Source organism: Streptomyces sp. NPDC041970 (assembly GCF_055588985.1).
Genome location: NZ_JBVJCD010000020.1, coordinates 72,531 through 93,087, shown reverse-complemented (window position 1 = coordinate 93,087; position 20,557 = coordinate 72,531). Strand labels below are relative to the sequence as shown.

At 75.9% G+C, this 20,557-nt stretch carries 15 protein-coding genes; 9 read left to right on the top strand and 6 right to left on the bottom strand.

What is annotated here, in order from left to right; genetic code table 11:
• Positions 1-163: 163 nt before the first annotated feature.
• From ACZ6EJ_RS13270 to ACZ6EJ_RS13260, 3 genes are all read right to left on the bottom strand, one after another.
• The gene (locus ACZ6EJ_RS13270; RefSeq protein ID WP_469266920.1) at positions 164-634 is read right to left on the bottom strand and encodes a hypothetical protein; all 471 of its coding nucleotides are present in this window, start codon (positions 632-634) and stop codon (positions 164-166) included.
• Between the two features lie 130 nt (positions 635-764).
• Positions 765-1,313 (bottom strand): hypothetical protein, encoded by a 549-nt coding sequence (locus ACZ6EJ_RS13265; protein ID WP_469266919.1) that lies wholly within the window; start codon positions 1,311-1,313, stop codon positions 765-767.
• Between the two features lie 14 nt (positions 1,314-1,327).
• Positions 1,328-3,607: a DUF6571 family protein gene (locus tag ACZ6EJ_RS13260; protein WP_469266918.1), complete on the bottom strand. Its 2,280-nt coding sequence runs from the start codon at positions 3,605-3,607 to the stop codon at positions 1,328-1,330.
• 344 nt (positions 3,608-3,951) lie between these two features.
• Between ACZ6EJ_RS13260 and ACZ6EJ_RS13255 the strand changes: the two genes are divergently transcribed.
• On the top strand, positions 3,952-4,233 hold the full coding sequence (locus ACZ6EJ_RS13255) for a hypothetical protein (RefSeq protein WP_469266917.1): 282 nt from the start codon (positions 3,952-3,954) through the stop codon (positions 4,231-4,233).
• Positions 4,234-4,378: 145 nt separating this feature from the next.
• Here ACZ6EJ_RS13255 and ACZ6EJ_RS13250 read toward each other — a convergent pair whose 3' ends face one another.
• Entirely contained in the window at positions 4,379-6,877 is a 2,499-nt protein-coding gene (locus ACZ6EJ_RS13250; RefSeq protein ID WP_469266916.1) for a GTPase-associated protein 1-related protein, read from the bottom strand.
• 374 nt (positions 6,878-7,251) lie between these two features.
• On the opposite strand from ACZ6EJ_RS13250, the gene ACZ6EJ_RS13245 reads away from it, so the two are divergent.
• The 6 genes from ACZ6EJ_RS13245 (at position 7,252) to ACZ6EJ_RS13220 (ending at position 15,958) form a co-directional block, all read left to right on the top strand.
• Positions 7,252-8,052, top strand: coding sequence for a hypothetical protein (locus ACZ6EJ_RS13245; RefSeq protein WP_469266914.1), 801 nt, complete (start codon positions 7,252-7,254; stop codon positions 8,050-8,052).
• 9 nt (positions 8,053-8,061) lie between these two features.
• Positions 8,062-10,245, top strand: coding sequence for a bifunctional serine/threonine-protein kinase/ABC transporter substrate-binding protein (locus tag ACZ6EJ_RS13240; protein ID WP_469266913.1), 2,184 nt, complete (start codon positions 8,062-8,064; stop codon positions 10,243-10,245).
• A 1-nt stretch (position 10,246) separates the two neighbouring features.
• Positions 10,247-12,454 (top strand): bifunctional serine/threonine-protein kinase/ABC transporter substrate-binding protein, encoded by a 2,208-nt coding sequence (locus ACZ6EJ_RS13235; RefSeq protein WP_469266911.1) that lies wholly within the window; start codon positions 10,247-10,249, stop codon positions 12,452-12,454.
• A 280-nt stretch (positions 12,455-12,734) separates the two neighbouring features.
• The gene (gene tdh / locus ACZ6EJ_RS13230; RefSeq protein ID WP_469266909.1) at positions 12,735-13,763 is read left to right on the top strand and encodes an L-threonine 3-dehydrogenase; all 1,029 of its coding nucleotides are present in this window, start codon (positions 12,735-12,737) and stop codon (positions 13,761-13,763) included.
• A gap of 30 nt (positions 13,764-13,793) precedes the next feature.
• Positions 13,794-14,987: a glycine C-acetyltransferase gene (locus ACZ6EJ_RS13225; RefSeq protein ID WP_469266908.1), complete on the top strand. Its 1,194-nt coding sequence runs from the start codon at positions 13,794-13,796 to the stop codon at positions 14,985-14,987.
• Positions 14,988-15,034: 47 nt separating this feature from the next.
• Positions 15,035-15,958, top strand: coding sequence for a LysR family transcriptional regulator (locus ACZ6EJ_RS13220; protein WP_469266906.1), 924 nt, complete (start codon positions 15,035-15,037; stop codon positions 15,956-15,958).
• A gap of 87 nt (positions 15,959-16,045) precedes the next feature.
• Here the strand turns inward: ACZ6EJ_RS13220 and ACZ6EJ_RS13215 are convergent, their stop codons facing one another.
• Positions 16,046-16,435 (bottom strand): VOC family protein, encoded by a 390-nt coding sequence (locus tag ACZ6EJ_RS13215; protein ID WP_469266905.1) that lies wholly within the window; start codon positions 16,433-16,435, stop codon positions 16,046-16,048.
• 102 nt (positions 16,436-16,537) lie between these two features.
• On the opposite strand from ACZ6EJ_RS13215, the gene ACZ6EJ_RS13210 reads away from it, so the two are divergent.
• Both ACZ6EJ_RS13210 and ACZ6EJ_RS13205 read left to right on the top strand, forming a co-directional pair.
• The gene (locus tag ACZ6EJ_RS13210; protein ID WP_469266903.1) at positions 16,538-17,212 is read left to right on the top strand and encodes a nucleoside/nucleotide kinase family protein; all 675 of its coding nucleotides are present in this window, start codon (positions 16,538-16,540) and stop codon (positions 17,210-17,212) included.
• A gap of 214 nt (positions 17,213-17,426) precedes the next feature.
• The gene (locus ACZ6EJ_RS13205) at positions 17,427-18,575 is read left to right on the top strand and encodes a M24 family metallopeptidase (RefSeq protein WP_469266902.1); all 1,149 of its coding nucleotides are present in this window, start codon (positions 17,427-17,429) and stop codon (positions 18,573-18,575) included.
• Between the two features lie 14 nt (positions 18,576-18,589).
• Here the strand turns inward: ACZ6EJ_RS13205 and treZ are convergent, their stop codons facing one another.
• Complete coding sequence (gene treZ / locus ACZ6EJ_RS13200) at positions 18,590-20,350, bottom strand: malto-oligosyltrehalose trehalohydrolase (RefSeq protein WP_469266900.1); 1,761 nt, start codon at positions 20,348-20,350, stop codon at positions 18,590-18,592.
• Positions 20,351-20,557: the final 207 nt, after the last annotated feature.

Below are 20,557 nucleotides of genomic sequence, written 5' to 3'. Positions count from 1 at the left end.
CAACCCTCCCCCCCCTCCTCTCCCCTCCCCCCCCCCCCCCCCCCTCCGCCCCCCTCCCCCCCCCCCCCCCCCCCCCCCCCCCCCCCCCCCCCCCCCCCCCCCCCCCCACCGCCGTACGGGGGCGGGCGGCCGCGGGGGCGCGCCGAGCGCGCGGGCCGGGCGGTTACGCGGCGTCGTCGCCCTCGGACGCCTCGGAGCGCAGCAGCGGGTGGATGACGCCGGGGAACACCGTCGCCCGCACGACCTCCTGCGCCGACCCGCCCCGCACCACCGTCTCGGCGACGCCCCAGGGCCGGCCGGCCAGGCGGACGGTCAGCGTGTACGAGGACGAGCAGCCGGTGCACGCGTAGCGGTCGGCCCAGACCTCGACCTCGGTGGTGGAGCCCGGATAGCGCTTCACGTGCCGGTGCCGGGCGTGGCAGCGGTCGCAGGTCTCGCCGGGCTCACAGGTCCCGCCGCACGGGCACGGCACGTCGAAGCTTTCGGCGGGCGTCCAGCGCTGCACGAGGACGGCCTCGCGGGTCGCGCCCATGTCCTTCATCGCCTTGAGGTGACGGGCGGCGACGTTGTACGACTCGCCGGTAGCCGCCATCCGGTCGCGGATGACGTCCTTGCGTCCACGGTTGGTCGTCATGCTGCTCCTCCTGGGTTCACGCAGCCCGCCAGGAGGCCCATGAGTCAATCCGTCAGTACCTCTTCACGGTACCCGTCCGGAGACCGCGCGGGGACCGGGCGCCGGGGCGGGGGCGGATCCGGGGGAGGCGTCACGCGCACCGGAGTTCCCGCTTGGCGAAGGCGGTGAACTGTTCGAGGAGCTTGGGGAGGGTCTTGCGGTGATTCTTCACGCGGGCGGGGCTGAGGAAGACGTCGAGCTGAAGGTTCTCCGCGGTCGGCGGTCCGGACACGGCTGGAGTCCTGCAAGGGAAGTAGGTGCGCGCCCCGGTGTTCCAGACGATGCTCTTCTCTCCGATGCGGAGCGGTTCCGGCTTCAATTGGTCCAGTGAACTCCAGTCCATGGAGATCTTGCTTTCCTCGAAGCTTGCGAGGGCGGCGAAAGCGCTGTTTCCATTGACATGGATGAGGCAGCTCACAAATCGCTTCCGCCCTGGAAAACGGAAGGCGTCAACATCCTGGCTCAGCCTTTCTCCGGCGGGCAGGAAGGGCTGTACCTCCTTACGGTCGAACGCGTTCCAGCAGAATTCCTCGGGAAGCTCCGGGGTTGTTTTCGTCTCCTTGTCGCCGCAGCCGGCCGTGGCTGCGGCGAGTGCCAGTGAGAGGGAGACGGCGACGGCGAGTCTTCCGGTGCGGCGCATGACTGGTTGCTCCCTCAGGGGCGGTTTTTCTCGGACATGGTGTGGCCGATGGTGAAGGCGTCCCCGGTGGCCGTGGACGCAGCCCCTTGATAGACGGTGTAATGCGCGGGTGCCAGGCCGGTCGCCTTTCCGGCGTTGACGACCGCGGCGACGGCTGCCGACTTGGCTGCTTCCTCCGCTCTCGCGTAACCGTTTCCGGATGCGATCACGGAATCGTCCAGACCTTCCTTGATCGAATTTTTCACGACCGCTTCGGTGATGTCCTCCTGCACCCAGCCGATGGCGTCGCCGCCCACGGGCACCATCTCCAAGTACCTCGCTCCGACGAGATCGATGATGCGGTTCGTCCACTTCGCGTTGTTCACGACGCCCTCGTTGTACTCGTCGTTCGCGTGTGTCTTCAGTTCGATCACCGCGTGCGCCCTGGCCTCCGCCATCATTCCCGCGATCTCCCCGCCGGGATGGACGGCGTTGCGGATCGCCTCGCCCATGTCCGCGTGGAGCTCGGGACGGCGGAACGCATCGCTCACGAGCGCCGTCGTGTAGGCCTGCTGCGCGTGGCTGATGGCCCCGTAGGCATCGGGGTCCTGGCCGACCGCTCCGAGGAACCTCGCCATCAGGTGCTTCTCGAACTCGGCCGGCACGCCGAACGGCTTGATCTGACCGGCCGCGTTCTCGGCGGTCGCCTGGAGGTCCGGCATGTACTCCGCCGCCATGTCGCCGAACTGCGGGGCCAGGCCGCTCAGCGGGCCCGGCGGGTCGCCGGCCTTGGCCGACACCAGCTCCGGGTTCGTGCCGATCTTCTCGACGATCTTCTCCATGACGCCGCTCATGTCCGCGGAGTGGCGCACCGGCGGTGCGTCGTCGTCGCCGGGGACGCGCCCCGTGACCGCTGCCTCCAGGGCGTTGCCCAGAGCCGTCTGGCCGAGCGTGGAGCCGCTGGTGGCCGTGGTGTCGTACCAGTCGTCCGCGGGCTTCTTGTCGAGCAGATGGTCGACCACGCTGCGGGCGTCCTTCCCCGTGCTCTCCACGTCCAGCAGCGTGACGACGCCGTCGTCGTTGGTGTCCTCCCGCAATTTCTCGTTGAAGAACTCGGCTGCCGCACCGGGGTGTCGGCTCATCGCCTCCATGAGCCCGGTGACCGGGTTGAAGCCCCTTCCGCCCTCCGCGCCCAGGTTGATCGCCATGTTCGGGTCGTAGGGCAGATTCCGGGACCAGATGCCGGGGTCCTCCCGGTCCAGGGCGACCATGTCCCGGCCGACGTTCGTGAGGAACGTCCGGTCGTAGACGCCCTCCCGCAGCAACGCGCCCAGGGCCTGGTAGCCGTACACGTTGGCGCCGACGCCCGCGAACCCCGAGACGTCGACCTCCTGGCGGCCCGCCTTCAGCAACTGCGAGGTCCAGGCGCCGTCCAGGTGGTGCGGCACCGACGCCGTCGTGGCCAGGCCGAGCAGCGCGCCCATGTCGCTCTGGATGTCGCGCACCATGGCGACGCGGTCCTGCCCGGCCGGGCCGAGGGACGTGGCGTCCAGGGACAGGCGGGTGTACGCCTCCAGCGCCCCGTCCGCGCCCAGGGTGCGGTAGAAGGCGGTGGCGAACTCGGGATCGCGGCGGTTGTCGTCGATGAGCTCTTCGAGCCGCCGCAGCGCGGCGGCATTGCGCGCCGTGCCGCCCTCTCCCGTGACGCTTCTCAGCAGCTCCGCGGCCCGGCCCGCCTGCTCCGCGTCGAGCGTCCTGTACGTGGGCCGGCCGAAGTCGTGCTTGCTCCTGACGGCGGCTTCCAGGGCGAGCTTCAAGGACTCGTCGGCGTCGGAGCAGTCCTCGACGACCCGGTCGATCCTCCGCTGCCACGCGATGACGGCCGCCTTCTGCTTGTGCAGGGCCTCCGCGTAGTCGGGGTCCCGGCGTGCGGCCGCGTCGCCCTCCAGGTCATGCCGGGGCGAGACCCGGCCGGCGGCGCTGATCACCACACCGGCCGCGGGAGCCTCCTCGTCCCGCATGGCGACCAGCGTCTTCTTGGCGTGCAGGAAGGAGGTGTGGGCGTCCGCCAGGAGGGAGGCGATGCCGCGGGCCTGGGCGACCGCGTCCTCGAACTCCGCCGCGGTCTTCCCGATGAAGGCTTTGGTCACACCGGCGTTGACGCCTTCCCACTCGGCCTTTCCGGCCTTGGCCTTCATGCCGGTCCGGGCGTCTCCGGCGAGCTTCGCCAACTTGGCGACCATCGCCGTCCAGTCGTCGGCCGCTGTCTTGAGCTTGGCGACGGGTGCGTGCACCACGTCGTCGTAGGTCAGCACGTTTCCCCCGTGGACGGCTGGTCGGAGATCGGCGAGCCTGGTTCATCGCCGGGCGTCAGCCTATCGGGAGCGCGGACGGTCGCCATGGGCGTATGCGCTTTCCGGTCACCGGCGAACGGCCTTGCCGGAGCGTCGCGTTCGGCCCCCTCGGGCATCCGCGTCGGAACCGGAGCGCCGTGCGAGGGGCCCGACGAGGGGGCGCTGTCCCCGTGCGGATCGCGCACTGGTTCGGCCGGTGCGCGGCGCCTCCCGCGCGCATGACCTGACCTGCGATGAGGTGGCGGCGCTCCCCGCGCGGCCGCGCCGGGTCGGCAGCGGTTGGACCGCCGTGCGACTCTCGGGCGATGGCCGTGTGGAACACCTCCACGCACGAGGGCCTGCGCCGCCCGCTCAACGAGTGGGACCCGGTCGGCGTCGCCGACGAAGTGCCGGACGCGTACGACTGCATGATTTCTCCCCTGGTCCGGCAGCTCCGTTCCGGCGCCGGGCAGGCCGAGATCGCCGCGTGCCCGCGCGACGAGCTGGTGCGTCACTTCGGTCTCGACCCGCTGGGTCAGCGGCCGCAGGCCGTGGCCGCCCGCCTCGTCGCCCGGTGGACGTCCACCGGCCCGGCCGGTGGCGCGTAGCCGTCCGGGAACCGGCCCCGATGCTCAGCCCGGCGCCCCTTCGCGCCGTCCGGGGGACCGGCCGGCCGCGGGGGTCGCGCGGTGACGGCCTGGCGCGGTGCGGCCGCCCGACGCCGTGTACGGGCCCCGCGCCCCGCCCTCCCGGTCATCCCCGCCGCACCCGCCCCGCGATGCGGCGGCCCAGGCGGCCCAGGGGGTTGGGGCGGCTCCAGGTGCGGAACGCGTCGGCGCGGCCGCTGCTGCCGATGCGGCCCACCGTCTCCTCGACCTCCGCGACCGCCTCGGCGGACATGCCGCGTACGGCGGGGCGCAGGATGTCGTCGAGGAGGGCCGCGGCCACCGGAGGCCAGGCGCGGCCCGCGTGGGGATGGGCGGTCCAGACGGTGAAGCAGTCCGCCGCGTAGGCGGGTCGGGTGCTCAGCCGGGTGCGCACCGCCTCCGTGCGAGCCGCGCGGTCGTAGGCGGCGATCAGCTCGGCGTCGTCGCCGTGGACGAAGGCGTACAGCTCCGCGCCCGGACGGTCCGGGGCCAGCAGCCGTTCGACCAGGGCCGCGAACGCCCGTTCCCGCAGGGCGGGTTCGACCGGTTCCGCCTGCGCGCACAGCGTACGGACCCGCTCCGCCCAGCCCGGTTCCGGGGCGCCCGTGCGCAACTCGCGTACCAGTTCCAGCAACAGCAGACCGGCCCGCTGCCGTCCGCCGATCTCCTGGGGGAAGGCGCACAGCAGGTCATGGGCGAGCGCCGCCGCCTCGTCCGCCCCGGCCGTCGGAGCGCCGAGCGCCGCGTCGACCAGGCGCGCCCACGTACCGGCCGTCCGGTGCGCGTCGGAGGTGGCCGCCTCCAGCAGCAGCCGGGCCTCCTCCAGGGTCGGGGCCCGGTCCTCCCAGACCAGGCCCACGGCCGTCCGCAGCACCAGGGGCTCCGCGAAGGGGGACACCCCGGCCGCCCGCAGCACCCGGTGCCACACGGCCGTCCGGTCACCGCCCAGGGTGGCCATCGCCGTCGGCATCTCCGCGCACATCCGCAGGTGCGGCAGCGCCTGCGTGCCCGTGAACGGCAGCGCGACCCGTTCCAAGAACCGGGCCACCGCTGCGGGGTCCCGCGGCGCGCTCCGGTCCAGCGCACCGAGCAACGCCGTCCGCACGTCGAACTGCTCGTCCAGCAGCTCCAGCAGCGCCGGCGCGAAAGCCGGCGCCTCCGACTCCGGCGACCGGGCGGCGCCCGTGCCCCCGTGCCCCGCCGGTACCCGCCCGCGCTCCGATCCCTCCGGCGGCGCGGGCGCGCCCTCCGCCAGCAGCGTCGAGGCCAGCCGGTCCACCGTGCCCGGCAGCGATGTGCCGACGTCCACGCCCAGCAGTCGGGCCACCCGCAGCAGTTGCACGGTCCGCGCCACCGGGCGGGCCCCGGCCGGGTCGCCCAGCTCGGCCAGGATCTCCGGTCGCAGCGCCTCGGCGACCGCCGCGCCCTCCGGTCCCGAGAACGCGTCCCTGCGCGGCAGCTCCAGCGACCCGTTGCCGCCCCGGACCGCCTCCGTGACGAGCATCGCGGCGAGCGGGGCGGTGACCGAAGCCGCGCACCGGCCCTCCAGCGCTCCGAACAGCCGTCCCACCGCGTCGAATTCGGGCGCGGTGCGGTCGTCGATGCCGGGCGAGGTCAGCGCCTCCACCAACTGCCCGGTCCGCTTCGCGTCCAGCGCGTAGGGCCGGTCCGCCGCCCAACCGGCCGCCGCCGCACGCTCGTCGGGGCCGAGGGCGATGCCCGCGCACAGGGCCGCCACGGCCAACGGGCCCGCCGCGAACGGCTCGCCGGGCAGGTCGCGGGCCTCCCGGAACAGCTCCGGCGCCCGGCTCCGCCAGACGCGGGCCGCCGTCGACGCCCACACGTCCTGCGTGCCGTCCGCCGCGGCCCGCCCCGCGCACTCGTGCACCCGCAGCCCCGCGGCCCGCGCCGCCGCCGCGTCCTCGGGCAGCACCCCCACGACCCGCAGGTGCGAGCGCTCCGGCCGCCGGGTGTACGTGGAGAACGTCAACCGCTCGGCGCTCTCCGCGGGCAGGGCGACGGCCGCGAGCCCCAGCCACCGCGCCACGTCCGCGCTCCGCCGCTCCACCAGCACCACCGGCCGCCCGCCGGGCTGTTCGGCCCCTGCGGCGCGGCGCAGATCGGACAGGACGGCCGCGAGCCACGGGCCGCGCGAGACGGCGAAGTCCTCCAGGCCCTCCGACACCGGCGCCGCGCCCGGCGGCGGCGCGAGCGGGTCGGGCGCCGTGCCGCCGGGCGTCGAGGACGCCCAGTGCGGCGACCGCCACGCCTCGACCGGCAGCCGGTCGCCCGGCAGCGGGACGCCGAAGGGCAGGTGCACGGCGTGCGCGTGGAAGCCGACGCCCGCCCCCGCGCCTCGCACCGGGGCCGACCGTGCCACCAGCCGACTGCCGTCGGACAGCACGGTGTAGGTGAACGCCTGGGGGAGCGACCGCAGTTCGCCGTCGTCCGGCCGGGCGGGGGCGCCCTCGGGCAGCTCGTACCGGAGCAGCGGCTCGATCTCCGCCAGCAGCGCCCCCGACACTCCGGGGCCCACCGCCGTGAACCGGCCCTGCGCTCCCCCGTCCCCCGGCGCGGAGGTGTAGTGCACCTGTTCAAGGCTCATCTGCCGGCCCTCTTCGTCCTGCCGCGCCCGGTCCCCGCGCCACCCCGCACGGCCGGGTCGGGGGAGGAGTCCGCAGCCGCGGGGGCGACGTTACCAAGGTCCGCGGGGCCTCCTCGCCGCCCGACCGGCGGTCCGGTCTCGGTGGGGGGCGGGCCGCCGGTCGGGGACGGCCCCGTACGCGCGTACCGGCGGTCGTCACCACCCACTCCGCCAACCGGGCCGGGGACGGCCCCGTACGCGCGTACCGGCGCGCGACGGGGCCCGGCGGCGGTGACCGCGTGTATCGACGGCGTAACAGTCCATCGGCCGGGGCCCACGGGCAGCGCCGGGCAAACCTATGATCGACGCGGCGTCGAGGAGAATCGGGGAGGGCCGTGGCCTGTCAGGTGCCGTTACGCGGAGTCCGATCCGGCCTGGCGCTGGTGCTCCTGCCGATCCTGCTCACCGCGTGCTCGACGGGTTCCGGCAGCCCCGGAGCGCCGAACGGCACGGGGCCCGACCAGAGCCCCGCGGCGTCGGCGGAGGCGGCGGACGCGTTCCGCCCCGACCCCGCTCGGCTCCCGAAGGACCGGGCGGCGGCGCTCGACCTCATCGGCCGCGTCATCGCCGGACCCGACAGCTTCGGACCCGGCGTGGTCAGGCGAAGCCCGTACGAGAGCGGCCCGGCGACCTGGCCGGTGCTCGGGGCGGACTGCGTCTGGCGGCAGCGCACACCGCCCCGCGGCGTCCTGGCCACGCTCATCCGGTCCTTCGAGGTTCCCGCCGCGGCCGGGAAGGGGCCGCTGCGACTCGCCGCCGTCGTCACCGTCCACCGCACCCGCGAGGACGCGGCATGGGAGATGGCGGAGTCGATCGAGGAGACCATGCGCTGCCCCACCCAGCAACTGCGCGCGGGCGAGCTGATCGGCTCCATGGTCGCCGCCGCGCTCTTGGGCGGCGAGGCCCGGCAGGGCGGCTCCGAGGACTCCCTCAGCGAGGTCGGGGAGTACCGGAGCGCCGAACTGGGCGGGCCGCACCACTACGCCTGGCAGCAGGCCCAGCTCCTCCAGTTCACCGTCGCGGTGACCGGCAAGGGTGCGAAGGGCCGCACCGAGCGGGAGATCGACGCCCTGGTCGCCGAGGCGCAGGGAGCCATGCTCGCCCGGCTCGAAGCCGCCGTCGAGAAGCAGAGCTGAGGACGGGCGATGGACGACCTGCGACCTGCGGACCCCGCCCGGATCGGCGGGCACCGCCTCCTGGGCCGCCTCGGCGCGGGAGGCATGGGCGTCGTCTACCTCGGCCGCACCGACGCCGGAGCGCTCGCCGCCATCAAGGTCATACTGCCCGAGTACGCCGGGGACGCGGACTTCCGCACCCGCTTCCGCCGCGAGGTGGAGGCCGCCCGCAGGGTCGACAGCCCCTGGGCCGCGTCCGTCACCGGAGCCGACACCGAGGCGGAACAGCCTTGGCTGGCCACGGAGTTCGTCTCCGGGCCGACGCTCTCGGAGGTGATCGTCCAGCGCGGGCCGCTGCCCGTGCGCAGTGTCGCCGTCCTCGGCGGGCTGCTCTCCCGCGCCCTGGACGCGGTGCACGCCGCCGGACTCGTGCACCGCGACGTCAAGCCGGGCAACGTCCTGCTGACCGCCGACGGGCCCCGGCTGATCGACTTCGGGATCGCCCGCGCCGCCGACGCCACCGCCCTCACTTCCACCGGGCTCGTCGTCGGCACTCCGGGCTTCCTCCCGCCCGAGCAGGCCTCCGGCGAGGCCGCCGGGCCGCCGGGGGACGTGTTCTCGCTCGGCTGCCTCCTCGCGTACGCCGCCACCGGCCGCCCGCCCTTCGGCAGCGGCGCGGTCGACGCCCTGCTCTACCGGACCGTGCACGACGCCCCCGACCTCGGCGGCGTCGGCGACGCCGCACTCCGCGCCCTGCTGGAACGCTGCCTCGCCAAGGACCCCGGCGCGCGCCCGACCGCCGCCGAACTGCCCCTGCTGGTCGGCGAGGACGTCTCCGCCGGGGCCGGCGGGGACTGGCTGCCCGAGGACGTCGTCCGGACGATCGCGGACCGGTCCACCGCCCTGCTGGCGCTGCCCGGCATCGACGCGACCGCCATCGAGGACCCCGGCCCACCGGGCCCCGCCCCCGGCCGGCGGCGCGTCCTGCTCCTCGCGGGGGGCGGGGCGGCTGCCCTCGCCGCCGGGGCGTTCGCCGCCGTGCGACTGGGCCGGGGCGCGCCCGGCGGCGGCCGGGCGGACGGCGCCCCCGGCGGCAGCCGCCGGATCATCGGCGTGCACGCCGACCTGACGGGGCCCGGAGCGGCGGCCGGGCGCGCGCAGGAGCGCGGGGTGCGGCTCGCCGTCGACCGCTTCAACTCCGCTGCGGAACAGCCCTTCCGGCTCGCCGTGAAGGTCCTCGACGACCGGGGGGACACCGCCCGGTCCGTCCGCGTCGCCGAGGAGTTCGCCCGCGACCCGGAGGTCGTCGCGGTCATCGGTCCCACCGGCGACGCGGCCACCGGGGCGGCGCTGCCCGCCTACGACGAGGCGTCCCTGCCGGTCCTGACGGTGTCGGCCCTGCAGATCGCCTTCCCGGCCCGCGCCAACGGCTCCCTCTTCCAGGCGGCCCCCTCCTACGCCGCCCTCGCCGTCCCCGTCGTCCACCGCCTCCTGCTGCGCCCCGACGTGGAGCGGCTGGGCGTCCTGATCGACCGGTCCGGCGGCCAGGCCGCGTACCAGGCGGGCTACGCGGCGAACCTGATGACGCCCACCCTCACCACCGGCACGACCCACCCCCGCGTGATCCCCGCCGGGACGACCGAACTCGTTCCGGTGATCGAGGACTTCGTCGCCCACCGCTGCGACGCCCTCTTCTACGCCGGGGACGCGGCCGGGGCCGCCCGCGCCGCCCGCGCGCTGGCCGCCGCCTCCTTCGAGGGGCCGCGCCTGGCCCAGCACACGGTCATGGGGCCGGAGTTCCTGGAGCGCGCGGGGAAGGCCGCCGAGGGCTGGGAGTTCGTCACGCCGTTCACCGACGCGAGCGCTCCCGCGGCCACCGCGTTCGCCGCCGCCCACCGCAAGCGGTTCGGCGCACCGCCCGCCGCCTGGGCCGCCGAGGCGTACGACGCGGCGGGGCTCGCCGCCCGCGAACTGGCCGCCCTGGCCGACCGGTCGGTGCGGCCGGGGACACCGGGCCCCACCCCCACCGGCGACGGCCGCCCCAGCCGGTCCGCCCTCACCGCCGCGATCGCAGCCTCCCGCTACCAAGGCGTCTCCCGCGCCTACGCGTTCGACGGGGATCGGCAGCAACTCGTGGGCCGGGACGCCCACCTGTACCGGGTGGAGCGCGGACGGTTCCGCTACCTCGGACCGGCCCCGGAGCCGGCGACCTGACGTGCGCCCCCTCACCGCCGGGGACCCCCGCGCCGTCGGCCCGTACCGCACGCTCGCCCGGCTCGGCGCGGGCGGCATGGGCGTGGTCTACCTGGGGCGTTCGGCGGACGGGGCGCTCGCCGCCGTCAAGGTGATCCGCGCCGAGCACGCCGCCGACCCCGGCTTCCGGGTCCGTTTCCGCCGCGAGGCGCAGGCCGCCGCCCGGATCGCCGGCCCCTGGGTCGTCCCCCTGCTCGGCGCGGACACGGACGCCCGCGAGCCGTGGCTGGCCACCGCCTTCGTCCCCGCCCCCGACCTGGGCGAGGTGGTCGCCGCCGGAGGCCCGTTGCCGACGTCGACCGTGCGGGCGCTCGGCAGCCGGCTCGCGGCGGCCCTGGCCGACGCGCACGAGGCCGGGCTGATCCACCGCGACGTGAAGCCCGGCAACGTGCTCCTCGCCCTCGACGGCCCCCGCCTCATCGACTTCGGGATCGCCCGCCACGAGGGGGCCACCGCGCTGACCGCCCCGGACGCGGTGATCGGCACGCCCGGCTACCTCGCCCCCGAGCAGGCGTCGGCCGGGCCGGTCGGACCGGCGTGCGACGTCTTCTCGCTCGGCTGCGTCCTGGTGTACGCGGCGACGGGGCGGCGGCCGTTCGGGGAGGGCGGCGGGGCGGGCGCCCTGTTCCGCACGGTCCACGAGGAGCCGGACCTGGCGGGCCTGGAGCCCGCGTTGGCGCCCCTCGTCACCGCCTGCCTGGCCAAGGACCCGGCCGCCCGGCCCACCGCGAGCCGCCTCAGCGACGCGCTGGGGCCGCGGGAGACCGGGGGAGGCCCGCCGGGGCCCCGACCCCCGGAGGACCCGCGCGCGGCCTGGGGCGGGCGCGGGTCCGGGCCCCCCGCCGCCTGGGCCGTGCCGCCGGCGCTCCCCGCGCTGGTCGCCGCGCGTTCCGCCGCGGCCCTCGCCCTGCCGGACCCCGAGCCGCTCCCCGCCACCCCCGCACCGGCGCCGGGCCCGGCGAGGTCCGGCCCCTCCCGCCGGCGGCTCCTGACCACCGGGGCGGGGGCGGCGGCCCTCCTGGCGGGCGGCTCCGCCGCGGCGTGGCTGACCGGGTGGCCGCGACGCGCCGGATCCGGCGACCCGGCGGGCTCGGGGAAGCCGCCCACGTACACGATCGGGCTCCACGCCGACCTCAGCGGGCCCGGCCGGGCCACCGGCCTGGCGCACCGGCGCGGCGCGCACCTCGCGGTCGCCGACCACAACTCCCGTACGGGCGAGGGCTTCCGGCTCGCCCTGCGCACCGAGGACGACGCCGGGGACCCGCGGCGGGCGCTCCGGGCGGCCGACCGGCTGGGGGCCGACCCCGAGGTCGTCGCCGTCCTCGGGCCGACCGGCGGGGTGCTGCGCGGCGAGGTCGTCGAGCGGTACGACAGGGCGCGGCTCACCGCAGTCGTCGTCGCGGCCGGCTCGACCACCGCCTCCGACGCCGGCCTCCACCTCTGCGTGACGCGCCCCCTCGACCGGATGCTCGCCCCCGGCCTCCTCGGTCACCTCGTCCGCACCCGCCCGGCCGAGCGCATCCTCCTCGTCGAGGACACGGCCGACTCCGGGCTGGGCGCGGAGATCGGCAGCGCCTTCCGCGAAGCCGCGCCCGCCGGCGCCGCCCTCGTCGAGCACGCCCTCGGCCGCGGCGACGCCGACGCCGGCGCGGCGGCCCGGACAGCCGTACGCGGCGGGGCGGACGCCGTCGTCCACGCGGGCGGCGACGCCGCGCGGGCCGCCCGCCTGGCCGCCGCCCTGGCCGCCGAGGGGTTCACCGGCACCCGCCTCGCCGCCGGACCCGCCCTCGGGCCCGCCTTCCTCACCGGAGCGGGCGCGGCCGCCGAGGGCTGGGTCTTCGCCGAAGCGTACGCCGATCCCGCGGCGCTCCGGTCGGCGCGCGCGTTCACCGCCGCCCACCGCGAGCGCTACGGCGTACCGCCCGCCACCTGGGCCGCCGAGGCGTACGACGCGGTCGGCCTGATCGCCCGCGCCGCCGGGGCCACCAGCGCCTCGGACGGGGTGCGCGGCGGCATCGCCCAGCGCCTCGTGCGGACCGAGCACCGGGGGATCGTGCGCCGCCTCGCCTTCCACCCGGCCACCCGGCGGGTGCGCTCGGAGGGCGCGGTCTTCCTCTACCGGGTCGAGAGCGGCCGGCCCCGCTTCCTCGGCCCGTACGACCGGCTCTGACGGCTCCTGGGGCCCGGAGCCGGGCGGTCCGGGAAGCGGAGGGTGAAGCCACGGCCAGGTGTGAAGCGCTCCTGCGGCCGCGCTTAAGAAATCCTCGATGGACCGGGGCCCCGCCGTACGGCAGATTGCTCCGTGACGGCCGGGGACGGTGCGTGGAGCCGCAGGGCGTGCTCCGTCCCGTCCCGCCGCACCACCGATGAACACCCCGCCGCGGGGCCGCTGCGCCGTGCCGCCGCGACCGGGGCGTCCCCCACCGCGCACCACGCCAGGAGCCGCAGCCGTGAAGGCACTCGTCAAGCAGAAGGCCGAACCCGGACTGTGGCTGATGGACGTCCCCGAGCCGGAGTACGGCTCCACCGACGTCCTGATCAAGGTCCTGCGCACCGGGATCTGCGGCACCGACCTGCACATCCGGGCCTACGACGGCTGGGCGCGGCAGGCGGTCACCACCCCGCTGATCCTCGGCCACGAGTTCGTCGGGGAGGTCGCCGCGATCGGCTCCGACGTCGTCGACATCGCCGTGGGCGACCTGGTCAGCGGCGAGGGCCACCTCGTCTGCGGCAAGTGCCGCAACTGCCTCGCCGGCCGCCGCCACCTGTGCCGCTCCACGGTCGGCCTCGGCGTCGGGCGGGACGGGGCGTTCGCGGAGTACGTGGCGCTGCCCGCCTCCAACGTGTGGGTGCACCGGGTCCCCGTGGACCTCGACATCGCGGCGATCTTCGACCCGTTCGGCAACGCCGTGCACACCGCCCTCTCCTTCCCGCTGGTCGGCGAGGACGTCCTGATCACCGGCGCCGGCCCGATCGGCATCATGGCCGCCGCCGTCGCCAAGCACGCCGGGGCCCGCAACGTCGTCGTCACCGACGTCAGCGAGCCCCGCCTCGCGCTCGCCCGCAAGGTCGGGGCGAGCCTCGCCCTGAACGTCGCGGAGCGCACCATCGCGGACGGGCAGCGGGAACTCGGCCTCCGCGAGGGCTTCGACGTCGGCCTGGAGATGTCCGGCCGCCCCGAGGCGATGCGCGAGATGCTGGCGAACATGACGCACGGCGGCCGGATCGCGATGCTCGGCCTGCCCGCCGAGGAGTTCGCCGTCGACTGGTCCCGCGTCGTCACCTCGATGATCACCGTCAAGGGGATCTACGGCCGTGAGATGTACGAGACCTGGTACGCCATGTCCGTCCTGCTGGAGGGCGGCCTCGACCTCGCCCCCGTGATCACCGGCCGGTACGGATACGGCGACTTCGAGGCGGCCTTCGACGACGCCGCGAGCGGCCTCGGCGGCAAGGTCATCCTCGACTGGACCGCCTGACCTCCCGACCGCACCCCCTAAGGAACCCGCATGTTCGACTCCGTACGCGACGACCTGCGCACCACCCTCGACGAGATCCGGGCGGCCGGGCTGCACAAGCCCGAGCGCGTGATCGGCACCCCGCAGTCCGCGACCGTGGCCGTCACCTCCGGCGGGCGCGCCGGCGAGGTGCTCAACTTCTGCGCCAACAACTATTTGGGCCTCGCCGACCACCCCGAGGTCGTCGCCGCCGCCCACGAGGCGCTGGACCGCTGGGGCTACGGGCTGGCCTCGGTCCGCTTCATCTGCGGCACCCAGGAGGTGCACAAGGAGCTGGAGCAGCGCCTTGCGGCCTTCCTCGGCCAGGAGGACACGATCCTCTACTCCTCCTGCTTCGACGCCAACGGCGGCGTCTTCGAGACCCTGCTCGGCGCCGAGGACGCGGTCATCTCCGACGCCCTCAACCACGCCTCCATCATCGACGGCATCCGGCTCTCCAAGGCGCAGCGCCTGCGCTACGCCAACCGCGACATGGCCGACCTGGAACGGCAGCTCAAGGAGGCGTCCGGGGCCCGGCGCCGCCTCGTCGTCACCGACGGCGTCTTCTCCATGGACGGGTACGTCGCGCCGCTCCAGGAGATCTGCGACCTCGCCGACCGCTACGACGCCATGGTCATGGTCGACGACTCGCACGCCGTCGGCTTCGTCGGCCCCGGCGGGCGCGGCACGCCCGAGCTGCACGGGGTCATGGACCGGGTGGACATCATCACCGGCACCCTCGGCAAGGCGCTGGGCGGGGCGTCGGGCGGCTACGTCGCGGCCCGCGCCGAGATCGTCGCCCTGCTGCGCCAGCGCTCGCGCCCGTACCTCTTCTCCAACTCCCTCGCCCCGGTCATCGCCGCCGCCTCCCTCAAGGTCCTCGACCTGCTGGAGTCGGCCGGCGACCTGCGCGACCGGCTCAACGCCAACACCGCGCTCTTCCGCTCCCGGATGACCGAGGAGGGCTTCGACGTCCTGCCCGGCGACCACGCCATCGCCCCCGTGATGATCGGGGACGCGGCGGAGGCGGGCCGGATGGCGGAGCTGCTGCTGGAGCGGGGGGTGTACGTGATCGGGTTCTCCTACCCGGTCGTCCCGCAGGGCGCGGCCCGCATCCGGGTCCAGCTCTCCGCCGCGCACTCCACCGCCGACGTGAACCGCGCCGTGGACGCGTTCGTCGACGCGCGGGCCGCCCTGGGGGCGTAACCGGTCACCAGGGCGGACGGACCGCCGCGACCTGGGACAATGGGCTCATGATCGATGCGCGGCGGCTGCGAATCCTGCGTGCGGTGGCCGACCACCGCACCGTGACCGCGGCCGCCGCCGCGTTGTACCTGACACCCTCCGCGGTCTCCCAGCAGCTCGCCGCCCTGGAGCAGGAGACCGGCCACCGCCTCGTCGAACGCGGCGCCCGCGGCGCCCGGCTCACCGCGGCCGGGGAGATCCTGCTGAGCCACACCAACCTGGTGCTCGCCCAGTTGGAGCGGGCCGAGGCGGAGCTGGCCGAGTACAGTGCGGGCGTCGCCGGGACGGTCACGGTCGCCGCGTTCGCCACCGGCATCGGCCTCGTCCTGGCCCCCGCCCTCGCCGAGCTGGCCCGGACCGCCCCCGGCATCCGGGTCAGGGTGCAGGACGCCGAGGGCGACGCGAGCGTGCCGATGGTGCTGGACCGGCAGGTCGACGTGGCGGTGGCCGTCGAGTACCGGGGGGCGCCGGCCGAGGACGACCGGCGGCTGACCCGCGTCCCGCTGTACTCGGAGCCGTTCGACGCGGTGCTGCCGGTGGGCCACCGGCTCGCCGGTCAGGAGCAGGTGGCCGTCGCCGACCTCGCCAAGGACCCGTGGATCGGCCCCTATCCGGGCAACCCCTGCCATGACGTGGTGGTCCTGGCCTGCGAGTTCGCCGGATTCGCGCCCAGCCTCGAACACTCCTCGGACGACTTCCGGGCCGTGGTCGCGCTGGCCGGGGCGGACGCCGGGGTGGCCCTGGTCCCGAGGTCCGCGTTGCGCGGCATGGAACTGACCGGCGTGGTCGTCCGCCCGGTGGAGGGCAGCGCCCCGACCCGGCGGGTCTTCGCGGCCGTACGGCAGGGGGCCGAGGGCCACCCGCTGATCCGGCCCGTGCTGGACGCGATGGAGGCGGTCGCCGTACGGGAGGCGGGGCTGACGGGGCCGTAGGGCCGCGTGCCCGGCTCCGCGGCCCCGCGGTCCCGTCAGCCCCGCGGTCCTGCGGCCTCGCGGCCCGTGCGCGGTCCCGGCCCGGCGTCACGCGGGTTGCAGCAGGTCCCAGCGGTTGCCGTACAGGTCCTCGAAGACCGCGACCGTGCCGTACACCTCGTGGCGGGGCTCCTCCAGGAAGCGCACCCCGGCCGCGCGCATCCGGGCGTGGTCCGCCGCGAAGTCCTCCGTGTGGAGGAAGAAGCCGACCCGCCCGCCGGTCTGCGCCCCGACGGAGGCGCCCTGCTCCGGGCCGGCGGCGCGGGCCAGCAGCAGGCCGGTGCCGGGCGCCGCGCCGCGCGGGCGCACCACCACCCAGCGCGACCCGTCGCCCCGGTCGGCGTCCTCCACCAGATGGAAGCCGAGCGCGTCGCGGTAGAAGGCGACGGCCTCGTCGTAGTCGCGGACGACCAGGGTGACCAGGGCGATGTGGGACACGGCGGCGGTCCTTCCGCTGGAGGCGGCGTCGGCGGTGCGCCGACGCGGGGAGTTATACGTAACACTACCGTTCGGGCCCGCCGCCACCGCACAATGCCCCGCATGGACTTCCTCGACGGCTCGGGCGACGGCCGTCTCGCCGCGCTGGCGGACCGGGCCCGCGCGCTCGCCGACTCCGGCCCCCGCCGCGTCCTCGGCATCGCGGGCCCGCCCGGAGTCGGCAAGTCCACCCTGGCGCGGCGCCTGGTCGCCGTGCTGGACGGACGCGCCGCCCTGGTCCCGATGGACGGCTTCCACCTGGCCGCCGCCGAGCTGGACCGCCTCGGCCGCGCGGACCGCAAGGGCGCCCCGGACACCTTCGACGCGGCCGGGTTCGCCGCCCTGCTGCGGCGGCTGCGCGACCCGGACCCGGAGCACCCGGTCTACGCCCCCGTCTTCGACCGGGCCCTGGAGGAGCCGGTCGCCGGGGCGCTGCCCGTCCCGCCCGACGTGCCGCTCGTCGTGGCGGAGGGCAACTACCTGCTGCTCGACGACGGGCCCTGGGCGCCGGTGCGCGGGCTGCTGGACGAGGTGTGGTTCCTGGACCTCGACCCGGAGGTCCGTCGCCGCCGGCTCGTCGAGCGCCATGTCCGGTTCGGCAAGAGCCGCGGCCGCGCGCGGGCGTGGGTGGAGCGTTCCGACGAGGCGAACGCCCGCCTGGTGCTGAGCGGCCGGGACCGCGCCGACCTGGTCGTCCGCCTGTCGGCGCAGGAGGACCCGCCGCCGACCGCCGTGTGAGGCGCACGCGCCGGCCGAGGCCGAGGCGGCGCACATCGGCCGCACGCGCGGACGCCCGGTCCCGCCCGTCCGAGCCGCTCCCGACGCGGCACGCCGCCCTCCGGCCGGGGCCGCCCGGAGGGGGCGCGCCGCGCGGTCCGCGCCCGTAACCGGTCGCGCGCGCCCCGGCGTACGGGCAGGATGCGGTGAGCCGTCCCGCCGCCAGGAGGTCCTGATGTCCAGCCCGAGCCCGTCCGCCCAGCAGCCCGCCCCGCCCGTGCCCTTCACCGTCGAGGACTACCGGGCCCGGATGGAGCGGGCCGCCGCCTCCGCGGCCGAGGCCGGGCTCGCCGGGGTGATCGTCGCGCCGGGCCCCGACCTCGTCCACCTCACCGGCTACCGGCCCGTGAGCACCGAACGCCTCACGCTCCTCGTGCTGCGGGCCGGCCACGACCCGGTCCTGGTCGTCCCGACCCTGGAGGCCCCCGACGCGGCGGCCGCCACCGGAGCGCCCGCCCTGACCCTGCGGGACTGGACCGACGGCCGGGACCCGTACGCGGTGGCCGCCCCGCTGCTGGACCCCCGAGGCCGCTTCGGCGTCAGCGACAACGCGTGGGCGATGCACCTCCTCGGCCTCCAGCGGGAGTTGCCGGGCGCCTCCTACACCGCGCTCACCGAGGCGCTGCCGATGCTGCGCGCCGTCAAGGACGCGGCCGAGCTGGAACGGCTCACCGCCGCCGGGGCCGCCGCCGACGCCGTGTACGAGGAGATCCTGCGCGTGCGGTTCTCCGGCCGCCGCGAGGTCGACGTGGCGGCCGACCTCGCGGCGCTGCTGCGCGAGTTCGGCCACTCCCAGGTGGACTTCACCGTCGTCGGCTCCGGTCCCAACGGGGCGAACCCGCACCACGAGGCGGGCGAGCGCACCATCGAGCGCGGCGACATGGTCGTCCTCGACTTCGGCGGCCTGAAGCACGGGTACGGCTCCGACACCTCCCGTACGGTCCACGTCGGCGAGCCCACCGCCGAGGAGCAGCGCGTCCACGACATCGTCCGCGAGGCCCAGCAGGCGGGGTGCGCCGCCGTCCGGCCGGGCGTCGCCTGCCAGGAGATCGACCGGGCGGCCCGCGCGGTGATCACCGAGTTCGGCTACGGGGACCGGTTCATCCACCGCACCGGCCACGGCATCGGCGTCACCACCCACGAGCCGCCGTACATGATCGAGGGCGAGGAGCAGCCGCTCGTCCCCGGAATGTGCTTCTCCGTGGAGCCGGGCGTCTACCTGCCGGGCCGCTTCGGCGTCCGGATCGAGGACATCGTGGCCGTCACCGAGGACGGCGGACGCCGGCTCAACACCACCTCCCGCGAACTGGCCGTCGTCGCGTAGCACCCTTCGCGCGCTCAGTCGTCGGCCAGCACCGCGCACGACTCGGGCGGCAGGTGCAGCACCCCGGTGGCCCCCGGCGGCCGGACCGGCTCCCACGCGGCCAGCACCCGGCCGCCGCCCGTGCGGTGGCGGCCGGAGCCGAGCGGGATCGCGGCCGGGGCGTCCGCCAGGTTCACCGCGACCCGGATGTCGCCCCGGCGGTACGCCAGCCAGCGGGCGTCCTCGTCGAACGCGGTCTTCACCGAGGCCAGGTCGGGGTCGTGCAGGTCCGGCAACGCGCGGCGCAGCGCGATCAGTTCGCGGTACCAGGCGAGCAGCCTGGCGTGCGGTCCGCGCTCCGGCTCGTCCCAGTCGAGGCAGGAGCGGTCGCGGGTCGCCGGGTCCTGCGGGTCGGGGATCTCCTCCTCCGCCCAGCCGTGCGCGCCGAACTCCCGCCGTCTGCCCTCGCGTACGGCCCGAGCCAGCTCCGGGTCCGTGTGGTCGGTGAAGAACTGCCACGGCGTGCGCGCCCCCCACTCCTCGCCCATGAACAGCATCGGGGTGAACGGCCCCGTCAGCACGAGCGCGGCGGCGCACGCCCGGAGTCCGGGGGAGAGGGAGGCGGCGAGCCGGTCGCCGAGGGCCCGGTTGCCGATCTGGTCGTGGGTCTGGGCGTAGCCGACGAAGCGGTGCGCCGGGCTGCGCGTCACGTCGACCGGGCGGCCGTGGGTGCGCCCCCGGAAGGAGGAGTAGGTCCCGTCGTGGAAGAAGGCGGACGTCACCGTCTTGGCGAGGGCGGCGAGCGGGGCGCGGGCGAAGTCGGCGTAGTAGCCCTGGGACTCGCCGGTCAGCGCGGTGTGCAGGGCGTGGTGGAAGTCGTCGTTCCACTGCGCGTGCAGCCCCAGGCCGCCCGCCTCGCGCGGGGTGGTGGTGCGCGGGTCGCACAGGTCGGACTCGGCGATCAGCGCCAGCGGGCGGCCCAGCTCCAGGGCCAGCGCGTCGACCGCCGCCGACAGCTCCTCCAGGAAGGTGAGCGCCCGCGTGTCGGCGAGCGCGTGCACCGCGTCCAGGCGCAGCCCGTCGAGCCGGTAGTCGCGCAGCCAGGCCAGCGCGCTGCCCAGCAGGAAGGCCCGCACCTCGTCCGAGCCCGGCGCGTCCAGGTTGACCGCCGCGCCCCACGGGGTGTGGTGGGTGTCGGTGAAGTACGGGCCGAAGGCGGGCAGATGGTTGCCGGAGGGGCCCAGGTGGTTGTGGACCACGTCCAGGACCACCCCGAGCCCCAGCCCGTGCGCCGCGTCCACGAAGCGCTTCAGCCCCTCCGGCCCGCCGTACGGCTCGTGCACCGCCCACAGGCAGACGCCCTCGTACCCCCAGCCGTGCACGCCCGGAAAGGGGCAGACCGGCATCAGCGACACATGGGTGACGCCCAGCTCGGCCAGATGGCCCAACCGGGCCGCCGCCGCGTCGAAGGTCCCCTCGCGGGTGTACGTCCCCACGTGCAGCTCGTACAGGACCGCCCGGTTCAGCCGCCGCCCCGCCCACGCGTGGCGCCAGGCGTACGCGTCCTGGTCGACGACCGCGCTCGGGCCGTCCGGGCCGTCCGGTTGGCGCCGTGACCGCGGGTCGGGCAGCAGCGGCCCGCCGTCCAGCCGGAAGCCGTAGGCGTCCCCGTCCGCCGCCGCTGCCTCGGCGCGCCACCACCCCTCCCGCGCCGGATCGCGCTCCATCGCGCGGCGCACGCCCGCCGCCTCCAGCTCGACCGAGTCCGCCTCGGGGGCCCACACCTCGAACTGCATCCGCCACTCCTCGTCCCTGGACAGGTCGCCGCGTCGTCACGCGCCCTCGGGCGGGCTCCCCAGGGCCGGCGGACGTCGCACCCGCGGTGCCGGACCACTGGAGCGAGCCGGCGCCCGGCGCATAAGGTCTGCTCCTGATCATTGCCCGGCGGGGTTCTGGTCATACAGGCTCTGCCCATCCGTACAGGTTCCGCCCGACGTACGCCT